This window comes from Pseudomonas sp. GM74, assembly GCF_000282455.1.
Taxonomy (GTDB): Bacteria; Pseudomonadota; Gammaproteobacteria; order Pseudomonadales; family Pseudomonadaceae; genus Aquipseudomonas.
Genome location: NZ_AKJG01000070.1, coordinates 1 through 19,920, shown reverse-complemented (window position 1 = coordinate 19,920; position 19,920 = coordinate 1). Strand labels below are relative to the sequence as shown.

Sequence of the window (19,920 nt, the reverse complement as noted above, 5' to 3'; positions counted from 1 at the left end):
TTCAGCGGTACCAGCCGTAGCGGCGGCTGGAGCAGCCGGAGCGGCATCCAGAGGCTCACGCAGTTCACGAACGCGTTCTTCACGCTCGCCACGTGGCTTGCGATCTTCACGCGGAGCGCGCGGTGCACGTTCTTCACGCGGAGCGCGTGGTGCGCGTTCTTCGCGGGCTACTGCCGGCGTTTCTTCGCGGGTTTCGCGAGGCTCGCGCACTTCCCGTGGCTGACGCTCTTCACGCGGCTCGCGTGGTGCGCGTTCTTCACGCGGTGCACGCTCTTCGCGAGGCTTGCGCTCTTCATCGCGGCGACCGTTACGGTTGCGGCTCTGCTGGCGACCGTTGCGACGCTCTTCGTTGCGGGCCGGACGCTCGGTGGTCGCAGGTTTTTCAACCACAACCGGAGCTACAGGCTCTTCCTTGGTGGCGAACAGGCTCACCAGCGACTTCACCAGGCCTTTGAACAGGCTTGGCTCAGGCACTGCAACCGGAGCAGGAGCCGGAGCGGTCACTTCGGTCGGCACCGGAGCGTTGGCGCGGGCCGGAGCAGTCTTGACCGCGGCTTCCTGGCGAACCAGGGTGCGGGTCGCGGCAGCTGGCTGGACTTCTTCGACTTCTGCGGCGGCAGCTGCGATTTCGTAGCTGGACTGGTTGGTCGCGGCTTCCGGGCTGTCATCACGCAGGCGCTGCACTTCGAAGTGCGGCGTTTCGAGGTGATCGTTCGGCAGGATGACGATGCGGGCACGGGTACGCAGTTCGATCTTGGTGATCGAGTTGCGTTTTTCGTTGAGCAGGAACGCAGCCACCGGGATCGGCACTTGCGCACGAACTTCGGCGGTCCGGTCTTTCAGGGCTTCTTCTTCGATCAGGCGCAGGATCGCCAGGGACAGCGATTCAACGTCACGGATGATGCCGGTGCCGTTGCAACGCGGGCAGACGATGCCGCTGCTTTCGCCCAGGGATGGACGCAGGCGCTGACGGGACATTTCCAGCAGGCCGAAGCGCGAGATGCGACCGACTTGCACGCGAGCGCGGTCGGCTTCCAGGCATTCGCGGACTTTCTCTTCCACGGCACGCTGGTTCTTGGCAGGGGTCATGTCGATGAAGTCGATGACGATCAGGCCGCCGATGTCGCGCAGGCGCAACTGACGGGCGATTTCCTCGGCCGCTTCAAGGTTGGTTTGCAGTGCGGTTTCTTCGATGTCGCTGCCTTTGGTGGCGCGCGCCGAGTTGATGTCGATGGACACCAGGGCTTCGGTCGGATCGATAACGATGGAGCCGCCGGAAGGCAGTTCGACAACGCGCTGGAAGGCGGTTTCGATCTGGCTTTCGATCTGGAAACGGTTGAACAGCGGAACGCTGTCTTCGTACAGCTTGATCTTGCTGGCGTACTGCGGCATCACCTGGCGGATGAAGGTCAGGGCTTCGTCCTGGGCCTCGACGCTGTCGATCAGCACTTCGCCGATGTCCTGGCGCAGGTAGTCGCGGATCGCGCGGATGATCACGTTGCTTTCCTGGTAGATCAGGAACGGCGCGGAACGATCCAGCGAGGCTTCCTTGATGGCGGTCCAGAGTTGCAGCAGGTAGTCGAGGTCCCACTGCATTTCTTCGCTGCTGCGGCCCAGGCCGGCAGTGCGCACGATCAGGCCCATGTCGGCCGGGGCAACCAGGCCGTTCAGGGCTTCACGCAGTTCATTGCGCTCTTCGCCTTCGATGCGACGGGAGATACCGCCGGCACGCGGGTTGTTCGGCATCAGCACCAGGTAACGACCGGCCAGGCTGATGAAGGTGGTCAGGGCGGCGCCCTTGTTGCCACGTTCTTCTTTTTCGACCTGAACGATGACTTCCTGGCCTTCGCTCAGGACGTCCTTGATGTTGACGCGACCTTCCGGGGCTTTCTTGAAGTATTCGCGGGAGATTTCTTTGAGGGGCAGGAAGCCGTGGCGCTCAGAGCCGAAATCGACAAAGGCAGCCTCGAGGCTTGGTTCGATGCGAGTAATCCGGCCTTTATAGATGTTGGCCTTCTTCTGCTCGCGTGCACCGGATTCGATGTCCAGGTCGTAGAGGCGCTGGCCATCTACCAGTGCAACACGCAACTCTTCGGGTTGAGTTGCGTTAATCAGCATTCTTTTCATGTAGTACCGTCGGTTTCCGGGCTGCCGGAAACGGCGTTCGGCACACACGACTTCTCACGGTCGGTGTCAGGTGCGTCGGGAGTGGTTGGCCATTTCCCGTGTCCAGCGAAGTCCGGCCAATGTGGGCCTTCATCGCGACGTACGCGTCCTGCTTGCTGTGGCTACTTAAGCACTCAGTCAGGAGGAGGAATCAACCAGCGGCTGTGGACGAGATGAAGCGTCTTGAGAAAGCCTGTTGCTACACAGTCCGGCGGTTGTGCATCTCCACCCTACACGTATCCCTGATAATTCGGGTGCTGCCGCGCGCAGAATCCGCAGCGGGTTGGCATTTACCGTGAGCTCCGAAAGGGGAGGTCACGCATCATGGCTAATTTAGGCGTTGTTTCCGATGCCTTCGCTCGGGGTCATTCGCAGCTGACTGCACTTTGTGAACTGGCCGTGAATATGGCGCGCAAAACGAGTGGAAAACTCTGCTTTGTGGCGTGATTCAGGCCTCATGTCACCTGCGCTCGTTACACCTGCAAACTCCACCGTTACGTAGCGAAAGCCCCGTAGGACGGCCTCGCGTCCTGGTGAATTGCGTTGGTCAGGGCCGGTTTTTGACCGTTGGTCCGCTGTCCAGGCCGCTTTTGGCGACGTTCGCGACTATAGCAGCAATGATTAAGTGCTTCAATTCCATAAAAAATTGTTATCATCCGCGCCATGACGACGACTACCCCCCCGACTCCAGGCGTACAACTGCTTGAGGTCTCGCCGGAATATGCCGGCCAGCGCATTGATAATTTCCTTCTCGCCCGACTCAAAGGCGTGCCCAAGACCTTGATTTACCGCATTTTGCGCAAGGGCGAAGTGCGCGTGAACAAAGGTCGGATCAAGCCCGAGTACAAGCTGCAGGCGGGCGATATCGTGCGCGTGCCGCCGGTTCGCGTGCCTGAGCGTGACGAGCCGGTGCCATTGGCACAGGGGCTCCTGCAGCGACTCGAAGCCTCGATTGTCTACGAAGACAAGGCGCTCATCGTGATCAACAAGCCCCCAGGGATTGCGGTTCACGGCGGCAGTGGCTTGAACTACGGCGTTATCGAAGCCTTTCGTCAGTTGCGCCCTGACGCCAAGGAACTGGAACTGGTTCACCGTCTCGACCGTGACACTTCCGGCCTGCTGATGATCGCCAAGAAGCGCAGCATGCTGCGTCACTTGCACACGGCCTTGCGCGGCGATGGCGTCGATAAGCGTTATATGGCGCTGGTTCGTGGTAACTGGGCGTCCTCGATCAAGCAAGTCCGGGCGTCGCTCGGCAAGAGCAATCTGCGCTCCGGTGAGCGTATGGTCGAGGTCGACGAGGAGGAGGGCAAGGAGTCTGTGACCGTGTTCAAGGTCCTGCGGCGTTTTGGCGACTTTGCCACCTTGATCGAAGCCAAGCCGATCACCGGCCGCACTCACCAGATCCGCGTCCACACCTTGCACGCCGGGCACTGCATTGCCGGCGACACCAAGTACGGCGATGACGATTTCAGTAAGGAAATCCGTGATCTGGGTGGCAAGCGCCTGTTCCTGCACGCCTACATGCTGACCGTGCCACTCCCCGATGGCGGTGAACTGAAGCTGCAAGCGCCGGTCGATGAGATGTGGGCCAAAACCGTGGAGCGATTGAGTGCGCCCATCTGATTACAAACTGCTGATCTTCGATTGGGACGGCACCCTGGCCGACTCCATTGGCCGGATTGTCGAGGCGATGCATGTTGCCTCGCAGCGTTCCGGCTTTGAGCCGCGCGATGATCTGGCCGTTAAGGGCATCATCGGCTTGGGCTTGCCGGAAGCGATCCGCACCCTGTACCCCGAAATCGGCGACGCCGGGCTGATCGCGTTCCGCGAGCACTATGCTGAGCATTACATTGCGTCGGAGGCTGTGCCTTCGCCGCTGTTCGAGGGGGTGGTCGAATCGCTCGAGGCATTTCGTGCCGAGGGCTATCATCTGGCCGTGGCGACGGGCAAGGCTCGTCGCGGGCTGGATCGGGTGTTGAAGTCCCACGGCTGGGAAAATTACTTCGATATCACTCGTGCCGCCGACGAGACCGCCAGCAAGCCTCATCCGCTGATGCTCGAGCAGATTCTCGCCCATTGCGAGGTTCGCCCGGAACAGGCGTTGATGGTCGGTGATTCGTCCTTTGATTTGCAGATGGCGCGCAACGCCGGCATGGGGTCGGTGGCCGTCAGTTATGGCGCTCAATCGATCGATGCGTTGAAGTTGTATGAGCCGCGACTGGCCATCGACCGTTTTTCAGAATTGCATGCCTGGCTGAGTCAGCAGGCTTAACCGGTTGTTTTTGGGGTGGATGGCATGACCGACGAATGGAAGGCGCCCGCCACGGCGAGCGCAGAGAGCGGTGACGACAGAAGCTGGAAGCTGCTGGAAAAGACGCTGCTGGCCGGCATACAGGAGCAGCGCCGGTCCCGTCGCTGGGGGATATTCTTCAAATTTCTGATTTTTGTATATCTGTTCGGCGCAATTGCCCTGTTTTCGCCGCTGATGGATATGGAAAAGGCCGCGACCCTCAGTGCCAATTACACGGCGTTGATCGATGTGACAGGCATGATTGCCGACAAGGAGCCGGCCAGCGCGGACAATATCGTTGGCAGTCTGCGCGCGGCTTTCGAGGACAAGAAGGTCAAGGGTGTCATCCTGCGCATCAACAGCCCGGGCGGCAGTCCGGTGCAGTCGGGTTATGTCTATGACGAGATCCGTCGCCTGCGCGGCCTGCACCCGGACATCAAGCTCTATGCGGTCATTTCCGATCTGGGGGCTTCCGGCGCTTACTACATCGCCAGTGCGGCGGATCAGATCTACGCCGACAAGGCGAGCCTGGTCGGCTCCATTGGTGTGACGGCAGCCGGTTATGGTTTTGTCGGCACCATGGAGAAGCTGGGCGTCGAGCGGCGCACCTACACTTCTGGCGAGCACAAGTCGTTCCTTGATCCGTTCCAGCCACAGAAGCCGGAAGAAACCGCCTTCTGGCAGGGCGTGCTCGATACGACCCACAAGCAGTTCATCAACAGCGTCAAGCAGGGGCGCGGCGATCGCCTGAAGGACAAGGATCATCCGGAACTGTTCTCCGGTCTGGTCTGGTCTGGCGAGCAGGCGCTGCCGCTGGGGTTGATCGATGGGCTGGGTAATGCCAGTTCGGTCGCGCGGGATGTGATCGGCGAGAAAGAACTGGTGGACTTCACCGTTCAGGAGTCGCCGTTCGATCGCTTCTCGAAAAAGCTCGGTGCCAGCGTGGCTGAGCATTTGGCGATGTGGATGGGCTTTAACGGTCCGTCGTTGCGCTGATTTTCGGTGTGTAGAGAAACCGGCCCAAGTGGCCGGTTTTTTTCGTTTGAGCGCAGTCTCTGTAGCAGCTGGCGAAGCCTGCGTTCGGCTGCGTAGCAGTCGTAAATCCGGCTTGCACGACCTCTCTGACGTACCGCGAACCCTGATTTTACGACTGCTACGCAGCCGAACGCAGGCTTCGCCAGCTGCTACATGCTTGTCGTAATCAGGGTATTCGTACGCCTTCGGCGAGCAGCATGTCCACGAGGCGAATCAAGGGCAGGCCGATCAGGCTGGTGGCGTCCGGACCTTCGGTGCTGCGAAACAGGCTGACCCCCAGGCCTTCGGCCTTGAAGCTGCCTGCGCAGTCGTAGGGTTGCTCTGCGTGCAGGTAGCGTTCGATGCGGGGTGCGTCGAGTGTGCGCATGTGTACGGTGAACGGCACGCAATCGACCTGGCAGTGTCCGGTCTGGCTGTTGAGCAGGGCCAGGCCGGTCAGGAATGTCACACTGGCACCGCTGGCGGCCAGCAGTTGTTCGCGGGCTTTTTCGAACGTGTGGGGCTTGCCGATTATCCGGCCTCCCAGCACGGCAACCTGGTCGGAGCCGATTATCAGATGAGTGGTATGGCTGTCGGCCAGGGCGCGGGCTTTCTCTTCGGCGAGGCGTTTGACCAGCTCGATGGCGGATTCGCCCGGGCGATGGCTTTCGTCGATATCCGGCGAGCTGCAAGTGAATGGCAACTGCAGGCGGGTCAGCAATTCCCGGCGATAGGCCGAGCTGGAAGCGAGTAATAAAGGCAGCATGCGCAACTCCATAAGGCGTGCGCGAATTCTAGCGAGGCTTCCAAGTGACGGACAGGGCTGAATTTCCTTTGACATGGGCGGGTGCATCCCTATAATGCTGCGCCTATGTTGAATGACCCGATTCCACCTCACGTTGACCCGCGCAAATTGGCTGATCGTGGCACCACCCTTCAAGGTGAAATGCTGCTGGCCGATTTGGAGAGACTCTGCGACCCGCTTTCCGACAATGTCGGTACGGTGCAGGCTAAATTCGTTTTTGAACGAGATGAACGTAAATCTGTGGTCATCCACAGCTTTATCGACACTGAAGTCAAAATGGTTTGCCAGCGTTGTCTTGAGCTGGTCACCCTGCCGATCCATAGCGAATGCAGTTACGCTGTGGTGAAGGAGGGTGCGAATACCCAGTCGTTGCCGAAAGGTTATGACGTGCTGGAACTGGGCGAAGATCCTTTGGATCTGCAGTCACTGATCGAGGAGGAGCTTCTGCTCGCCTTGCCCATTGTGCCTGCTCATCATCCGGAAGAATGCCAGCAGCCGGCGGGTCTCGATGAGCCCGAACCGAGCGAGGACGAGGTAACGCGGTCCAACCCGTTCAGTGTATTGGCGCAGTTAAAGCGTGACCCAAACGTTTAGGAGTTAATCAATTATGGCTGTTCAGCAGAACAAAAAATCCCGCTCTGCCCGTGACATGCGCCGTTCGCACGACGCTCTCGAGGCTAGCACCCTGTCTGTAGAAAAAACCACCGGTGAAGTTCACCTGCGTCACCACGTATCGCCAGAAGGCGTATACCGTGGCCGTAAAGTGATCGACAAGGGCGCTGACGAGTAATCACTTGTCCGCTCAAGTCATCGCGATTGACGCAATGGGCGGGGACTTCGGTCCCCGCAGCATTGTCCAGGCCAGCCTTGCCTGCCTGTCTGCTACACCCTCGCTGCACCTGACCCTCGTCGGTCAACCTTCCCTTCTTGAAGAATTGATCGCTGGCCATCCGGCTGTGGATCGCGCGCGCCTGTCGATTACGCCGGCGTCCGAAGTCATCACCATGGACGAAAAGCCTGCCCAGGCCCTGCGCGGTAAACCCGACTCGTCGATGCGCGTGGCGCTTGAGTTGTTGCGTGACGGCAAGGTCCAGGCCTGTGTCAGTGCGGGCAATACCGGCGCGCTGATGGCGTTGTCGCGGTTCGTGCTCAAGACTCTGCCGGGCATTGACCGTCCGGCCATGGTGGCGGCGATTCCGACACAAAAGGGTTACTGCCAATTGCTCGATCTGGGCGCCAACGTTGATTGCAGTGCCGAGCATCTGTTGCAGTTTGCGGTCATGGGTTCGGTTGCGGCTGAAACCCTGGGCATAGCGCGTCCTCGGGTGGCGTTGCTGAACATCGGCACCGAAGACATCAAGGGCAATCAACAGGTCAAGCTGGCGGCGACTTTGTTGCAAGGCGCCCGTGGCATCAATTACATCGGCTTTATCGAGGGCGACGGTTTGTACCGTGGCGAGGCGGATGTGGTGGTGTGTGACGGTTTTGTCGGCAACATCCTGCTCAAATCCAGCGAGGGTCTGGCGACCATGATTGCCGGGCGCATCGAAGCGTTGTTCAGGAAGAGCGTGGCCTCTCGCGTGATCGGCGCGCTGGCGCTGCCCTTGATGAAGCGCCTGCAGGCCGATCTGGCGCCTGCCCGGCATAACGGCGCGAGCTTTCTCGGTTTGCAGGGTATTGTGGTGAAAAGCCACGGTTCTGCGGGGGTTCAGGGGTTTCAAAGTGCCATTGAGCGCGCCTTGATCGAGATTCAGGAGAATCTTCCCGAGCGCCTGCATGGTCGTCTGGAGGATTTGTTGCTTTAGGCGTTTTCGTCGGACAATGCTTAAATGTGACCGCTTGGTTCGATGGGCCATCCAACTGTCAGTTTCTTGCGTCTCCAAAGCGGGGCGCCAACTCTCCGACGACAAGATCATTAGGGGCTTGTTACATGTCTGCTTCCCTCGCATTCGTCTTTCCAGGACAGGGTTCGCAGTCCCTCGGCATGCTGGCCGAGCTGGGCGCGCAACATCCGGTTGTCCTTGAAACATTCAAAGAAGCTTCCGATGCACTGGGTTACGACCTGTGGGCACTGACCCAGCAAGGGCCGGAAGAGCAACTCAATCAAACCGATAAAACCCAGCCGGCCATTCTGACCGCCTCTATCGCCCTGTGGCGACTGTGGCTGGCCGAAGGTGGCGCGCGTCCGGCTTATGTTGCCGGGCACAGCCTGGGTGAATACAGCGCGCTGGTCGCGGCAGGCAGTCTGAGCCTGGGCGATGCGGTGAAGCTCGTCGAGCGTCGTGGCCAGTTGATGCAGGAAGCCGTTCCGGCCGGGCAGGGCGGCATGGCTGCCATCCTGGGTCTGGATGACGCCGACGTACTGGCAGCTTGTGCCGAAGCGGCGCAAGGCGAAGTGGTCAGCGCAGTCAATTTCAACTCGCCGGGCCAGGTGGTCATCGCCGGTGCCAAGGCTGCCGTCGAGCGCGCCATCGAAGGTTGCAAGGCGCGTGGTGCCAAGCGCGCCATGCCACTGCCGGTCAGCGTGCCGTCGCACTGTGAGCTGATGCGTCCGGCAGCCGAGCGTTTCGCTGAATCGATCGCGGCGATCGACTGGCAGGCGCCGCAGATTCCCGTGGTGCAGAACGTCAGTGCCCAGGTGCCGGCCGATCTGGAAACCCTCAAGCGCGATCTGCTCGAGCAACTGTACAAGCCAGTACGCTGGGTTGAATCCGTCCAGGCGCTGGCCGCCAAGGGCGCGACCAATCTGGTCGAGTGTGGCCCGGGCAAAGTGCTGGCCGGTCTGAACAAACGTTGCGCCGAAGGCGTGTCGACATCCAACCTCAATACCCCAGACGCTTTCGCTGCCGCCCGTGCAGCGTTGGCCTGAATCAGGAGAAGCTTGCATGAGTCTGCAAGGTAAAGTTGCACTGGTCACCGGTGCCAGCCGTGGCATCGGCCAGGCTATCGCCCTGGAGCTGGGTCGTCAGGGTGCCATCGTTGTGGGTACCGCGACCTCCGTGTCGGGTGCCGAGCGCATTGCCGCGACCCTGAAGGAAAACGGTATTCAGGGCACTGGCCTGGAACTCAATGTCACCAGCGACGAGTCCGTTGCGGCGGTCCTGGCGAGCATACAGGAGCAGTTCGGTGCGCCGGCAATTCTGGTCAATAATGCCGGTATCACCCGCGATAACCTGATGATGCGCATGAAAGACGACGAGTGGCACGACGTTGTCGATACCAATCTGAACAGTCTGTTCCGCCTGTCCAAGGGCGTTTTGCGCGGCATGACCAAAGCCCGTTGGGGCCGAATTATCAGTATTGGCTCGGTTGTGGGTGCCATGGGCAACGCAGGCCAAGTAAACTACGCTGCCGCCAAGGCCGGTCTGGAAGGTTTCAGCCGTGCACTGGCGCGAGAAGTCGGTTCGCGTTCGATTACGGTAAACTCGGTGGCCCCTGGGTTCATCGATACCGATATGACCCGTGAACTGCCCGAGGCACAGCGTGAAGCCTTGCAGACGCAGATTCCGCTGGGTCGTCTGGGGCAGGCTCAAGAGATCGCGTCCGTGGTCGCTTTTCTTGCGTCGGACGGTGCGGCTTACGTTACCGGAGCTACAATCCCGGTGAACGGCGGGATGTACATGTAATTCAAATGTGACGGATTGCTTCAAAAAAATGTCATACGAGCTGTCTAAAATCCGTTATAAAGCTGCAATCTATTTATAGGCAGAGGGTCACCGGGTTCGAGGAGTGAAGCTTTCAGTTGAAAAGCTGAAAAGCCTTTCTATACACTTACCCACTGGCCAGCTGCCTGAATTTGTCCATTAGGAGTGAAAACAAGGTATGAGCACCATCGAAGAGCGCGTCAAGAAAATCGTTGCTGAGCAACTGGGCGTTAAAGAAGAAGAAGTGGTCAACACTGCTTCCTTCGTTGAAGACCTGGGTGCCGACTCCCTTGACACCGTTGAGCTGGTGATGGCTCTGGAAGAGGAATTCGAGACCGAAATCCCTGACGAAGAAGCCGAGAAGATCACTACTGTACAAGCTGCAATCGACTACGTTACTAGCCACCAGGCGTAATAGTTTGTAATCGTTGCTCGCTGTCATGGAAAAACCGCACTGCCATCATGGCGTGCGGTTTTTTCTTTAGGCCTGATGCAAAGTCGTCATTTGAAAAAAGGAGAGTGCTGTGTCGCGTAGACGCGTCGTAGTCACCGGTATGGGTATGTTGTCGCCACTGGGCACGGATGTGCCGAGCAGCTGGCAGGGCATTCTGGCTGGCCGCAGTGGCATTGGTCTGATCGAACACGCCGACCTTTCTGCCTATTCCACCCGTTTTGGCGGCTCGGTAAAGGACTTCAATGTCGAGGAATACCTGTCGGTCAAGGAAGCCCGCAAGCTCGACCTGTTCATTCAATACGGTCTGGCCGCAGGTTTTCAGGCGGTACGCAATGCCGGTCTGGAAGTCACCGACGCCAACCGTGAGCGTATCGGCGTGGCCATGGGCTCGGGTATTGGCGGTCTGACCAATATCGAAGAAACCGCCCGTACGCTGCACGAGACCGGCCCACGACGGATCTCACCGTTCTTCGTGCCAGGCTCGATCATCAATATGATTTCCGGTTTCCTGTCCATCCACCTAGGTGCACAGGGACCTAACTACGCCATCGCCACGGCCTGTACCACTGGCACACACTGCATTGGCATGGCGGCCCGCAACATCATGTACGACGAAGCCGACGTGATGATTGCCGGCGGTGCCGAGATGGCGGCCTGCGGTCTGGGCATGGGCGGCTTCGGTGCCTCCCGTGCGCTGTCGACCCGCAACGACGAGCCGACCCGCGCCAGCCGTCCATGGGACAAGGGCCGCGATGGCTTTGTATTGTCCAACGGTGCCGGTGCGCTGGTGCTGGAAGAACTCGAACACGCCAAGGCGCGTGGCGCGACCATCTACGCCGAGCTGATCGGCTTCGGCACCAGTGGCGATGCCTACCACATGACCTCGCCGCCAGCCGATGGCGCAGGTGCAGCGCGCTGCATCACCAATGCGCTGCGCGATGCCAGAATCAATGGCGATCAGGTGCAGTACATCAACGCCCACGGCACTTCGACACCCGCAGGCGACCTGGCTGAAGTCAATGCGATCAAGTCGGTGTTCGGCGAGCACGCCTACAAGCTGGCCGTCAGTTCCACCAAGTCCATGACTGGCCACCTGCTGGGTGCGGCCGGCGCGGTCGAGGCGATCTTCAGCGTGCTGGCAATCAACAGTCAGGTAGCCCCGCCGACCATCAACCTCGATGAGCCGGACGAAGGCTGCGACCTCGATTTCGTGCCGCACACGGCGCGCAACATGGATATCGATGTGGTCGTTTCCAACTCCTTCGGTTTTGGCGGCACCAACGGCTCGCTGGTGTTCCGCCGGTTCGCAGGCTGATGGACAGCTGGGTCGACGGTCAGCCGGCTGACGCTTTGTCGCTGAAGGATCGCGGCCTGGCTTACGGCGATGGTCTGTTCGAGACCATCGCCGTGCGCAGCGGGCAGCCCGTGTTGCTGGACCGGCATCTGTCGCGTCTGGCGGACGGCTGTTCGCGCCTGGCGATAACCACCGGGCATGAGCTGATCCGTAGCGAACTGCTGGCCTACGCAGCGGCTCTGGGTGACGGGGTGCTCAAGCTCATTCTCACCCGTGGCGACGGCCTGCGCGGTTACGCCCCCGATCCTTCGGCTCAGGCCCGACGCATTCTGCAAGGCAATCCACCGGCGGCTTATCCTGCTGCGCACGGTGAGCAGGGTGTTCGTCTGTTTCCTTGCGTCACGCGATTGTCCAGACAGCCATTACTGGCCGGTCTCAAGCACCTCAATCGTCTTGAACAAGTCCTCGCCCGTGCCGAATGGCAGGACACCGAGCATGCCGAAGGCTTGATGCTCGATCAGGCCGGGCGCGTGATTGAAGGTGTGTTCAGCAACCTGTTCCTGGTGCGTGATGGCGTGCTCGTCACCGCTGACCTCAAGCGCTGCGGCGTGGAAGGCGTGATGCGTGCCGAAATATTGTTTCAAGCCAGGTCGCTGGGAATCCCCACGCAAATCACCGATATCCCCCTCGAACAGCTGCAATGGGCTGACGAAGTCTTTGTCTGCAACAGCGTGTATGGTATCTGGCCGGTGCGCGCCTATGCTGCTCTTCACTGGCCGGTTGGGCCGCTCACCCGTAAACTCCAAACCATTGCCCGTGTGCTACTGGATGCTTGATACGTGAGACGTAAACTCTTGCTGCTGCTGGAAACCGGAGTGGTTCTGGCAGGGCTGCTGATGGGTGCTTCAGCCTGGAAAATTCATTCGGCGCTGGTACAGCCGCTGAACATTGCCCAGGAACAATTGCTGGATGTGCCCAAGGGCACCACGCCGACCCGCACCTTCTACCGACTCGAAGCCAATGGCGTCATCAAGGACGCATTCTGGCTGCGGGTGTACTGGCGCTTCAACCTCGGCAAACAACCCCTGCATAGCGGTGAATACCGCATGAAACCGGGCATGACCGTCGAAGGCCTGATCGACCTGTGGAAACGCGGGGAAATGGTTCAGTACAGCCTGACCCTGGTCGAAGGCTGGAATTTCCGTCAGGTCCGTGCAGCGCTGGCCAAGGAAGAGAAGCTCGACCATAGCCTCGACGGTTTGAGCGACAGCCAGGTCATGGACAAGCTCGGCCACACCGGGATTTTTCCGGAAGGGCGCTTCTTCCCTGACACCTATCGTTACGTACGGGGCATGTCCGATGTCGAGCTGCTGAAATCCGCTTACGAGCGCCTCGACGAAGTGCTGGCCAAGGAGTGGGAGCAGCGCTCTTCCGATGTGCCGTACACTGAGCCCTACCAGGCGCTGATCATGGCTTCGCTGGTGGAAAAGGAAACCGGCGTACCGCAGGAGCGCGGGCAGATTGCCGGTGTGTTTGTGCGACGCATGGCGATTGGCATGCTGCTGCAGACTGACCCGACGGTGATCTACGGCCTCGGCGACCGCTACAGCGGCAAGCTGACCCGGGCTCACCTCAAGGAATCGACGCCCTATAACACCTACATGAATGCGGGCCTGCCGCCGACGCCGATTTCCATGGTCGGTCGCGAAGCCATCCATGCGGCGCTCAATCCGGTGGACGGCAACAGCCTTTACTTCGTGGCGCGTGGCGATGGCACTCACGTGTTCTCCGACGACCTGGATGCCCACAACAATGCCGTGAGGGAGTTCCAGCTCAAGCGTCGCACCGATTACCGTTCCAGCCCGGCACCCACTGCCACGCCAGAGACGGCGCAGACCCAGACTGAACAAAGCGGTACGCAGGACGCTCAGGCTTCGCAGGAGCAGGCGCCGATCCCGGCCGCTTCACCGAACACGGCTCCCGAGGCGCTGCCGCAGGTGCCGGCGCAAGATCCTGCGCCAGCCCCTGAAACGCCCGAACTCGATGCCAACGCACCGAAAAGCTCGCAATGACTCTGACTAAGGACTGCCTGTGACCGGCTTGTTTATTTCTCTGGAAGGCCCCGAAGGCGCCGGCAAGAGCACCAATCGCGAATACCTGGCCGAGCGCCTGCGCGCCGCCGGCATCGAGGTGGTGCTGACCCGCGAGCCGGGTGGCACGCCGCTGGCCGAGCGCATCCGTGAAGTGCTGCTGGCCCCGGTCGATGAAGTCATGAACCCGGATACCGAGTTGCTGCTGGTGTTCGCGGCGCGTGCCCAGCACCTGGCCGAGGTAATTCGCCCGGCGCTGGCCCGCGGCGCCGTGGTCTTGTGTGATCGTTTCACAGATTCGACATACGCCTACCAGGGTGGCGGTCGCGGCTTGTCGCTGGAGCGCATCGCGACCCTGGAAACCTTCGTCCAGGGAGATCTGCGCCCGGACCTGACGCTGATTTTCGATCTGCCTGTCGAGGTCGGCCTGGCCCGCGCCAGCGCTCGTGGTCGCCTGGATCGCTTCGAGCTCGAAGGCCGGACCTTTTTCGATGCCGTACGCAGTGCCTTCCTCAAGCGGGCCAAGGCGGATCCGGCGCGTTATGTGCTGGTCGACGCTGCCCAGCCGTTGGCACAGGTCCAGCAATCGCTGGATGCCTTGCTGCCACGCCTGCTGGAGCTGAACCGTGGCTGAGGCCTACCCGTGGCAGGAAACCCTCTGGCAGCAACTGGCCGGTCGCGCCCAGCATGCGCACGCCTACCTGCTGCATGGCCCCGCCGGGATCGGCAAGCGGGCACTGGCCGAGCGCTTGATGGCCAGCTTGCTGTGCCAGCGCCCGAACGCGCTGCAAGCCTGTGGCGAATGCAAATCCTGCCTGCTGCTCAAGGCTGGCAGCCACCCGGATAACTACATCCTGGAACCGGAAGAAGCCGACAAGGCGATCAAGGTCGACCAGGTTCGCGACCTGGTCGGTTTCGTGGTGCAGACCGCGCAGTTGGGCGGGCGCAAAGTGGTGCTGATCGAGCCGGCCGAGTCGATGAACATCAACGCTGCCAATGCCTTGCTCAAAAGTCTTGAAGAGCCGTCCGGCGATACCGTTCTGTTGCTGATCAGCCATCAGCCGAGCCGCTTGTTGCCAACCATCAAGAGTCGTTGCGTGCAGCAGGCCTGTCCGCTGCCGGGCGAGGCCATGAGCTTGAAGTGGCTGGCCCAGGCGTTACCGGAGTGTTCCGAAGACGAGCGCGTCGAACTGCTGACCCTGGCCGCCGGTTCGCCGCTGGCGGCGGTCAATCTCCAGGGCCAAGGCGTACGCGAACAGCGCGCGCAAGTGGTGGAAGGGGTGAAAAAACTCCTCAAGCAACAGCAGTCGCCGACGCAACTGGCCGAAGAATGGAAAAACATTCCGATGTTGCGCCTGTTCGACTGGTTCTGCGATTGGTCGAGCCTGATCCTGCGCTATCAGTTGACCCAGGATGAAGCCGGGCTCGGCCTTGCCGACATGCGCAAGGTCGTGCAATACCTGGCGCAGAAAAGCGCCCAGGGCAAAGTCCTCGACATCCAGGACTGGATCCTCGCCCAGCGACAGAAAGTCCTGAGCAAGGCCAACCTCAATCCGGCCTTGCTGCTGGAGGCATTGCTGGTGCAATGGGCGTCGTTGCCTGCCCAACGATGACTGTCTGCGCCTAAACTCTGAGTATCGGTACATCCGACCGTCCCACCCATTCGATACAAGTTGCAGCCCTTTATGCTCGTAGATTCCCATTGTCACCTTGATCGCCTCGACCTGGCCGCCCACGACGGCTCCCTGGATGCTGCCCTGGATGCGGCCCGGCAGCGCGGGGTAGGGCACTTTCTGTGTATTGGTGTCAGCGCGGACAACGCGGCCGACGTCAAGGCCCTGGCCGAACGTTATGACGACGTCGACTGCTCGGTGGGCGTGCACCCTCTGGATGTGCAACCGGGTGTCGCGCCGGCGCTGGACTGGCTGTTGCACGAACTCAATCACCCGCGCGTGGTGGCGATTGGCGAAACAGGCCTGGACTATCACTACGAGCCGGAAGCGGCAGAGTTGCAGCAGGAGTCCTTCCGTCTGCACCTGCAGGCGGCGCAACAGACCGGCAAACCGGTGATCATCCATACCCGTGGCGCCCGCGCCGATACCCTGGACTTGCTGCGTGAAGCGGCGCTGCCCCAGGCGGGCGTATTGCATTGCTTTACCGAAGACTGGGAGATGGCGAAGGTCGCGCTGGACATGGGCTATTACATTTCCCTGTCCGGGATTGTCACTTTCCGCAATGCCGACGCGTTGCGCGATGTGGCCAGCAAGGTGCCCGCCGACCGGTTGCTGGTGGAAACCGACTCGCCGTACCTGGCGCCGATTCCCTATCGCGGCAAGCCAAACCTGCCGCAGTACGTGCGTGAGGTTGCGGAATTTCTGGCAATGTTGCGTGGTGAGCCCTACGAGCGGTTTGCCGAACAAACCACGGCGAATTTCAAGCGACTGTTCCCGCAGGCGCACGTGAAAGGTTAAATCGCAGGCAAAAAAAACCCGGGTTCTGGGGGGTGAATCCGGGTTAAGACCATTAGGAGTAAAACAATGGCACGCGGTCCGTTGGTACCAATATCGGCGTGACACTTGGGGGAGATGCCCCGCCGACAGTTCAAGTATTGATCAGGATTGCGCCTCGTCCAGTTTAGCGGCACGGGTTTTTAAACAAATTTGGAATACGTGCGCTTCGGAAGAGTTCTCATCACCCTGTAAACGTACGCGGAATGACCAGAAAGCGCAGATATGGTCGGATGATCCGTGCATTTTTGCGTAAGTTAGGCATAATACGCGGCTTCGAATTTTGACCCCGACAGACCTTTTCTTATGCATAAAGAACCTCGTAAGGTCCGTGAATTCCGTCGCCGCGAGCAGGAAATTCTCGATACCGCGCTCAAGCTGTTCCTCGAACAAGGTGAAGACAGTGTCACCGTCGAGATGATTGCTGATGCCGTCGGTATCGGTAAAGGCACGATCTACAAGCACTTCAAGTCCAAGGCCGAGATCTATCTGCGCCTGATGCTCGACTACGAGCGCGATTTGAACGAGCTGTTGCACTCCGCCGACGTCGACAAGGACAAGGAAGCCCTGTCCCGCGCCTATTTCGAATTCCGCATGCGCGATCCACAACGCTATCGTCTGTTCGATCGGCTCGAAGAGAAAGTGGTCAAGGGCAATCAGGTGCCGGAGATGATCGAGGAGCTGCACAAGATCCGTGCCTCGAACTTTGAACGCCTGACCTTGCTGATCAAGGGCCGGATCAGCGAAGGCAAGCTGGAAGACGTGCCACCTTACTTCCATTACTGCGCGTCCTGGGCGCTGGTGCACGGTGCCGTCGCGCTGTATCACTCGCCGTTCTGGAGCAATGTGCTGGAAGATCAGGAAGGTTTCTTCCAGTTCCTGATGGACATCGGCGTGCGCATGGGCAACAAGCGCAAGCGTGACACCGACACTTCCGGCAGCTGAGCCATTCAGTTGCCTTATTGCGCCATGATTTCGCTACTTGGCGCAGTACCGCAGGAATATACTCAGGTAGAGGACTTGCTAAAACTTGATTTCTGAGTCAAGTTTTAGCGGCCCGATATTCTTCCGCCGGAGTGACCATGATCGTTGACCGTCAAGGCAGGCGTTTTCGCAACTTGCGAATCAGTCTGACCTCAGCCTGCAATTACGCCTGTACCTACTGCGTGCCCAACGGCAAGCGGCTGGTGGCTGCGCAGGATGAATTGTCGGCCGAAGCCATGGCGCGCGGCGTGGCTTATCTGATTGAAGCGGCGGGCATCGAGCGTCTGCGCATTACCGGCGGCGAGCCGCTGGTCAGCCCGAAACTCGAAGCGTTCATGACAGCGGTCGGTCAGATGGGCCTGGAAGACATCAGCCTGACCACCAATGGCCAGTTACTGGCGAAGAAACTGCCGCTGCTGGTGAACGCCGGCATTCGGCGCCTCAACGTTTCCCTCGATACCCTCGATGCGAGTGCGTTCCGCAGCATTGCCCGGGGCGGCGACCTGGCCACTGTGCTCAACGGCATGAGCGAGGCCAGTGCGGCCGGCATGAAGATCAAGGTCAACATGGTGCCGCTGCGCGGGCAGAACCTTGACCAAGTGATGCCGCTGCTCGACTACTGCCTGGAGCGCGGTTATGAACTGCGCTTCATCGAGCTGATGCGCATGGGCCACCTGGCCAACGACTCCAATGCCTTTCTGCAACAGTTCGTCAGCCTCCAGCAATTGCTGAGCCTGATCGGCGAGCGCTACGAATATCTGCAGGCCGATGCACCCGTCGATGCGACAGCGGTGCGCTATGAAATTCCGGGGCAAGGCCATTTTGGCGTGATCGCCAACGAAAGTGTGCCGTTCTGCCGTACCTGCTCGCGCCTTCGTTTGTCTTCTACCGGGTGGCTGCATGGCTGCCTGTCGTCGAGCAATCGCCATTACATCGGCGACCTGCTGGACAAGCCGCGCCACCAGGCGCTGCCGGCCTTGCAGCGGCTGCTGGTGAAAGCCTTGGGGGACAAGCAGGAAGTGGCGTTCTCTGGTGGGGCGACTGTCATGAAGATCATCGGCGGCTGATCGGGCCTCATCGCGGGCAAGCCACACTCCCACAAGGTTTTGCGTAAACCCTGTGGGAGCGTTGCTTGCCCGCGATTGCGTTTGATCAGGCAACGCGCAACTTGAGCTGGCGCGGAAGCTGCATCCTACGGCCATTCGCCGGTTTTCCGACACCGGCCCCTGGAGGATAGGATGCGTAGCCTGGTTTTGCTGCTGGCCGTTTTGGCACTTGGTGGCTGCATGAACGTCAGCGATTTGGCCGAAGGGACTCGTTACCATATGAGCGATGCGGGGTTGCTCGACCACAGTGACAGCCGGCGCGTAAACAACCTGCGCATTCAGCCGGACTCGTTCGTCTATATCGCCCAAGGTGCTTTCATGCCCCCAGGCAGCGACGTTTACCCGCGGCCGAACGTGATTGCCGAAGTCGCGTTCGATGGCTTCGTCGAATACTTCCCGATGGTCCGCCGTGCCCGTTCACCGGAAGGCCTCGACCAGGCCATGGGCGAGGCCCGTGCCGCCGGTGCGCACTATCTGCTCTACACCCGGTTTGCCAAGTCCGACGACCGTATCGGCAACTCGGACGAGTGGCTGGATCAGGAAGCCCTGGATCGTCTCGGCATCGACAGCGGTATGATTCAGATCATGTTGATCGAGACCAGCACCCAGTATTTGATTGATACTGCAACCATCAAGAGTCGTGGCGGTTTACTGACGTTCCACGATAAAAAACCCGAAGACCTGATGGGCCCGCCGCTGGAGCAATATGCGCGCGGCCTGTTGGGGCTCAGCGACCAGTAACTTCAAGGAGAACGCCATGAGTGGCCCGCAAAAAGCCAACGACTTGCTGGGGCAGATCCCCAAGACCAAAGGCTTGCCGCCGGTGCACCTGTGGAACCCCGATTTCTGCGGCGACATCGACATGCGCATCGCCCGGGACGGCACCTGGTATTACCTGGGTACGCCGATCGGGCGCAAGCCGATGGTCAAACTGTTCTCCACCATCATTCGCCGCGACGGCGATGATTATTTCCTGATTACCCCGGTGGAAAAGGTCGGCATCAAGGTCGACGATGCGCCGTTCGTGGCGATTGCGGTGGACGTGGAGGGCGAGGGTGAGGCGCAGGTGTTGCGCTTTACCACCAACGTCGATGAAACCACCGAGGCCGGCGCCGATCATCCGATGCGCGTGGTCATCGACCCGGTAACGCAAGAGCCAGCCCCTTACGTGCATGTGCGCAGCAATCTTGAGGCGTTGATCCATCGCAACGTGTTCTATCAGTTGGTGGAGCTGGCGGTGAGTCGCGAGATCGATGGCCAGCGCTGGCTCGGTGTATGGAGTGGCGGCGAGTTTTTCCCCATCGGTCTCGAACCCTGACGCAAAACCCTGTGGGAGCGGGCTTGCTCGCGAAGGCGCTGGGTCAGCCGACATCTTTGTCGGATGTGATTCCGTCTTCGCGAGCAAGCCCGCTCCCACATTAGATTTCTGATTTCTTCAAAAAATCAAATTGACATCCAATCGTATGATGATTAGCGTGGGCCTCCATTGCGAACGGCTTTGAGGTGTCCATGTCCAGCAGCTTTCATGCATCGACGGTTGACTGGCTGGGCTGCTGGCTCGCC

General features: G+C 60.0%; 21 protein-coding genes. 19 read left to right on the top strand and 2 right to left on the bottom strand.

The genetic code is table 11. From position 1 onward, the window contains the following. The coding region (gene rne / locus PMI34_RS12805; RefSeq protein WP_008050445.1) for a ribonuclease E at positions 1–2,127 on the bottom strand (2,127 nt) is incomplete at its 3' end. 702 nt (positions 2,128–2,829) lie between these two features. Here rne and rluC point away from each other — a divergent pair. From rluC to PMI34_RS12820, 3 genes are read left to right on the top strand one after another with little or no spacing between them, the layout of a single operon-like run. Further along, positions 2,830–3,792, top strand: a complete 963-nt coding sequence (gene rluC / locus PMI34_RS12810) for a 23S rRNA pseudouridine(955/2504/2580) synthase RluC (RefSeq protein WP_008050443.1) — start codon at positions 2,830–2,832, stop codon at positions 3,790–3,792. After that, positions 3,779–4,441 (top strand): HAD-IA family hydrolase, encoded by a 663-nt coding sequence (locus tag PMI34_RS12815; protein ID WP_008050442.1) that lies wholly within the window; start codon positions 3,779–3,781, stop codon positions 4,439–4,441. The genes rluC and PMI34_RS12815 overlap by 14 nt, the downstream gene beginning before the upstream one ends. A gap of 24 nt (positions 4,442–4,465) precedes the next feature. Beyond that, positions 4,466–5,455 (top strand): S49 family peptidase, encoded by a 990-nt coding sequence (locus PMI34_RS12820; RefSeq protein ID WP_008050441.1) that lies wholly within the window; start codon positions 4,466–4,468, stop codon positions 5,453–5,455. A gap of 205 nt (positions 5,456–5,660) precedes the next feature. Here the strand turns inward: PMI34_RS12820 and PMI34_RS12825 are convergent, their stop codons facing one another. Then, on the bottom strand, positions 5,661–6,239 hold the full coding sequence (locus tag PMI34_RS12825) for a Maf family protein (protein ID WP_008050440.1): 579 nt from the start codon (positions 6,237–6,239) through the stop codon (positions 5,661–5,663). A 105-nt stretch (positions 6,240–6,344) separates the two neighbouring features. Here PMI34_RS12825 and PMI34_RS12830 point away from each other — a divergent pair, with 105 nt between their 5' ends. The 16 genes from PMI34_RS12830 (at position 6,345) to PMI34_RS12905 (ending at position 19,675) form a co-directional block, all read left to right on the top strand. Continuing rightward, entirely contained in the window at positions 6,345–6,872 is a 528-nt protein-coding gene (locus tag PMI34_RS12830; RefSeq protein WP_008050439.1) for a YceD family protein, read from the top strand. Positions 6,873–6,885: 13 nt separating this feature from the next. Further along, positions 6,886–7,068: a 50S ribosomal protein L32 gene (gene rpmF / locus PMI34_RS12835; protein ID WP_003179396.1), complete on the top strand. Its 183-nt coding sequence runs from the start codon at positions 6,886–6,888 to the stop codon at positions 7,066–7,068. 4 nt (positions 7,069–7,072) lie between these two features. Beyond that, on the top strand, positions 7,073–8,083 hold the full coding sequence (gene plsX / locus PMI34_RS12840) for a phosphate acyltransferase PlsX (protein WP_081498085.1): 1,011 nt from the start codon (positions 7,073–7,075) through the stop codon (positions 8,081–8,083). 125 nt (positions 8,084–8,208) lie between these two features. Next, positions 8,209–9,147 (top strand): ACP S-malonyltransferase, encoded by a 939-nt coding sequence (fabD, locus tag PMI34_RS12845; protein WP_008050436.1) that lies wholly within the window; start codon positions 8,209–8,211, stop codon positions 9,145–9,147. 16 nt (positions 9,148–9,163) lie between these two features. Next, positions 9,164–9,904, top strand: a complete 741-nt coding sequence (fabG, locus tag PMI34_RS12850; protein WP_008050434.1) for a 3-oxoacyl-ACP reductase FabG — start codon at positions 9,164–9,166, stop codon at positions 9,902–9,904. Between the two features lie 196 nt (positions 9,905–10,100). After that, positions 10,101–10,337, top strand: coding sequence for an acyl carrier protein (gene acpP, locus PMI34_RS12855; RefSeq protein ID WP_003175607.1), 237 nt, complete (start codon positions 10,101–10,103; stop codon positions 10,335–10,337). A gap of 109 nt (positions 10,338–10,446) precedes the next feature. Next, entirely contained in the window at positions 10,447–11,691 is a 1,245-nt protein-coding gene (gene fabF, locus PMI34_RS12860) for a beta-ketoacyl-ACP synthase II (protein WP_008050432.1), read from the top strand. Continuing rightward, positions 11,691–12,506: an aminodeoxychorismate lyase gene (gene pabC / locus PMI34_RS12865; protein ID WP_008050431.1), complete on the top strand. Its 816-nt coding sequence runs from the start codon at positions 11,691–11,693 to the stop codon at positions 12,504–12,506. Before fabF ends, pabC begins: the two co-directional genes overlap by 1 nt. Before the next feature lie 3 nt (positions 12,507–12,509). Then, on the top strand, positions 12,510–13,742 hold the full coding sequence (gene mltG / locus PMI34_RS12870) for an endolytic transglycosylase MltG (RefSeq protein WP_008050429.1): 1,233 nt from the start codon (positions 12,510–12,512) through the stop codon (positions 13,740–13,742). Positions 13,743–13,761: 19 nt separating this feature from the next. After that, positions 13,762–14,394: a dTMP kinase gene (tmk, locus tag PMI34_RS12875; protein ID WP_008050428.1), complete on the top strand. Its 633-nt coding sequence runs from the start codon at positions 13,762–13,764 to the stop codon at positions 14,392–14,394. After that, positions 14,387–15,373, top strand: coding sequence for a DNA polymerase III subunit delta' (locus tag PMI34_RS12880; protein WP_008050427.1), 987 nt, complete (start codon positions 14,387–14,389; stop codon positions 15,371–15,373). The genes tmk and PMI34_RS12880 overlap by 8 nt, the downstream gene beginning before the upstream one ends. Before the next feature lie 72 nt (positions 15,374–15,445). Beyond that, positions 15,446–16,231: a TatD family hydrolase gene (locus PMI34_RS12885; RefSeq protein ID WP_008050426.1), complete on the top strand. Its 786-nt coding sequence runs from the start codon at positions 15,446–15,448 to the stop codon at positions 16,229–16,231. A gap of 342 nt (positions 16,232–16,573) precedes the next feature. Continuing rightward, complete coding sequence (locus PMI34_RS12890; RefSeq protein WP_008050425.1) at positions 16,574–17,212, top strand: TetR/AcrR family transcriptional regulator; 639 nt, start codon at positions 16,574–16,576, stop codon at positions 17,210–17,212. Between the two features lie 137 nt (positions 17,213–17,349). Then, a complete protein-coding gene (locus PMI34_RS12895; protein ID WP_008050423.1) occupies positions 17,350–18,318 on the top strand; it encodes a GTP 3',8-cyclase MoaA in 969 nt (322 codons plus the stop codon). Between the two features lie 171 nt (positions 18,319–18,489). Continuing rightward, positions 18,490–19,098, top strand: coding sequence for a DUF4823 domain-containing protein (locus PMI34_RS12900; protein WP_008050422.1), 609 nt, complete (start codon positions 18,490–18,492; stop codon positions 19,096–19,098). Between the two features lie 16 nt (positions 19,099–19,114). Then, positions 19,115–19,675 carry a DUF1285 domain-containing protein gene (locus PMI34_RS12905; RefSeq protein ID WP_008050421.1) on the top strand — a complete coding sequence of 187 codons (561 nt, stop codon included), beginning with the start codon at positions 19,115–19,117 and terminating at the stop codon, positions 19,673–19,675. Positions 19,676–19,920: the final 245 nt, after the last annotated feature.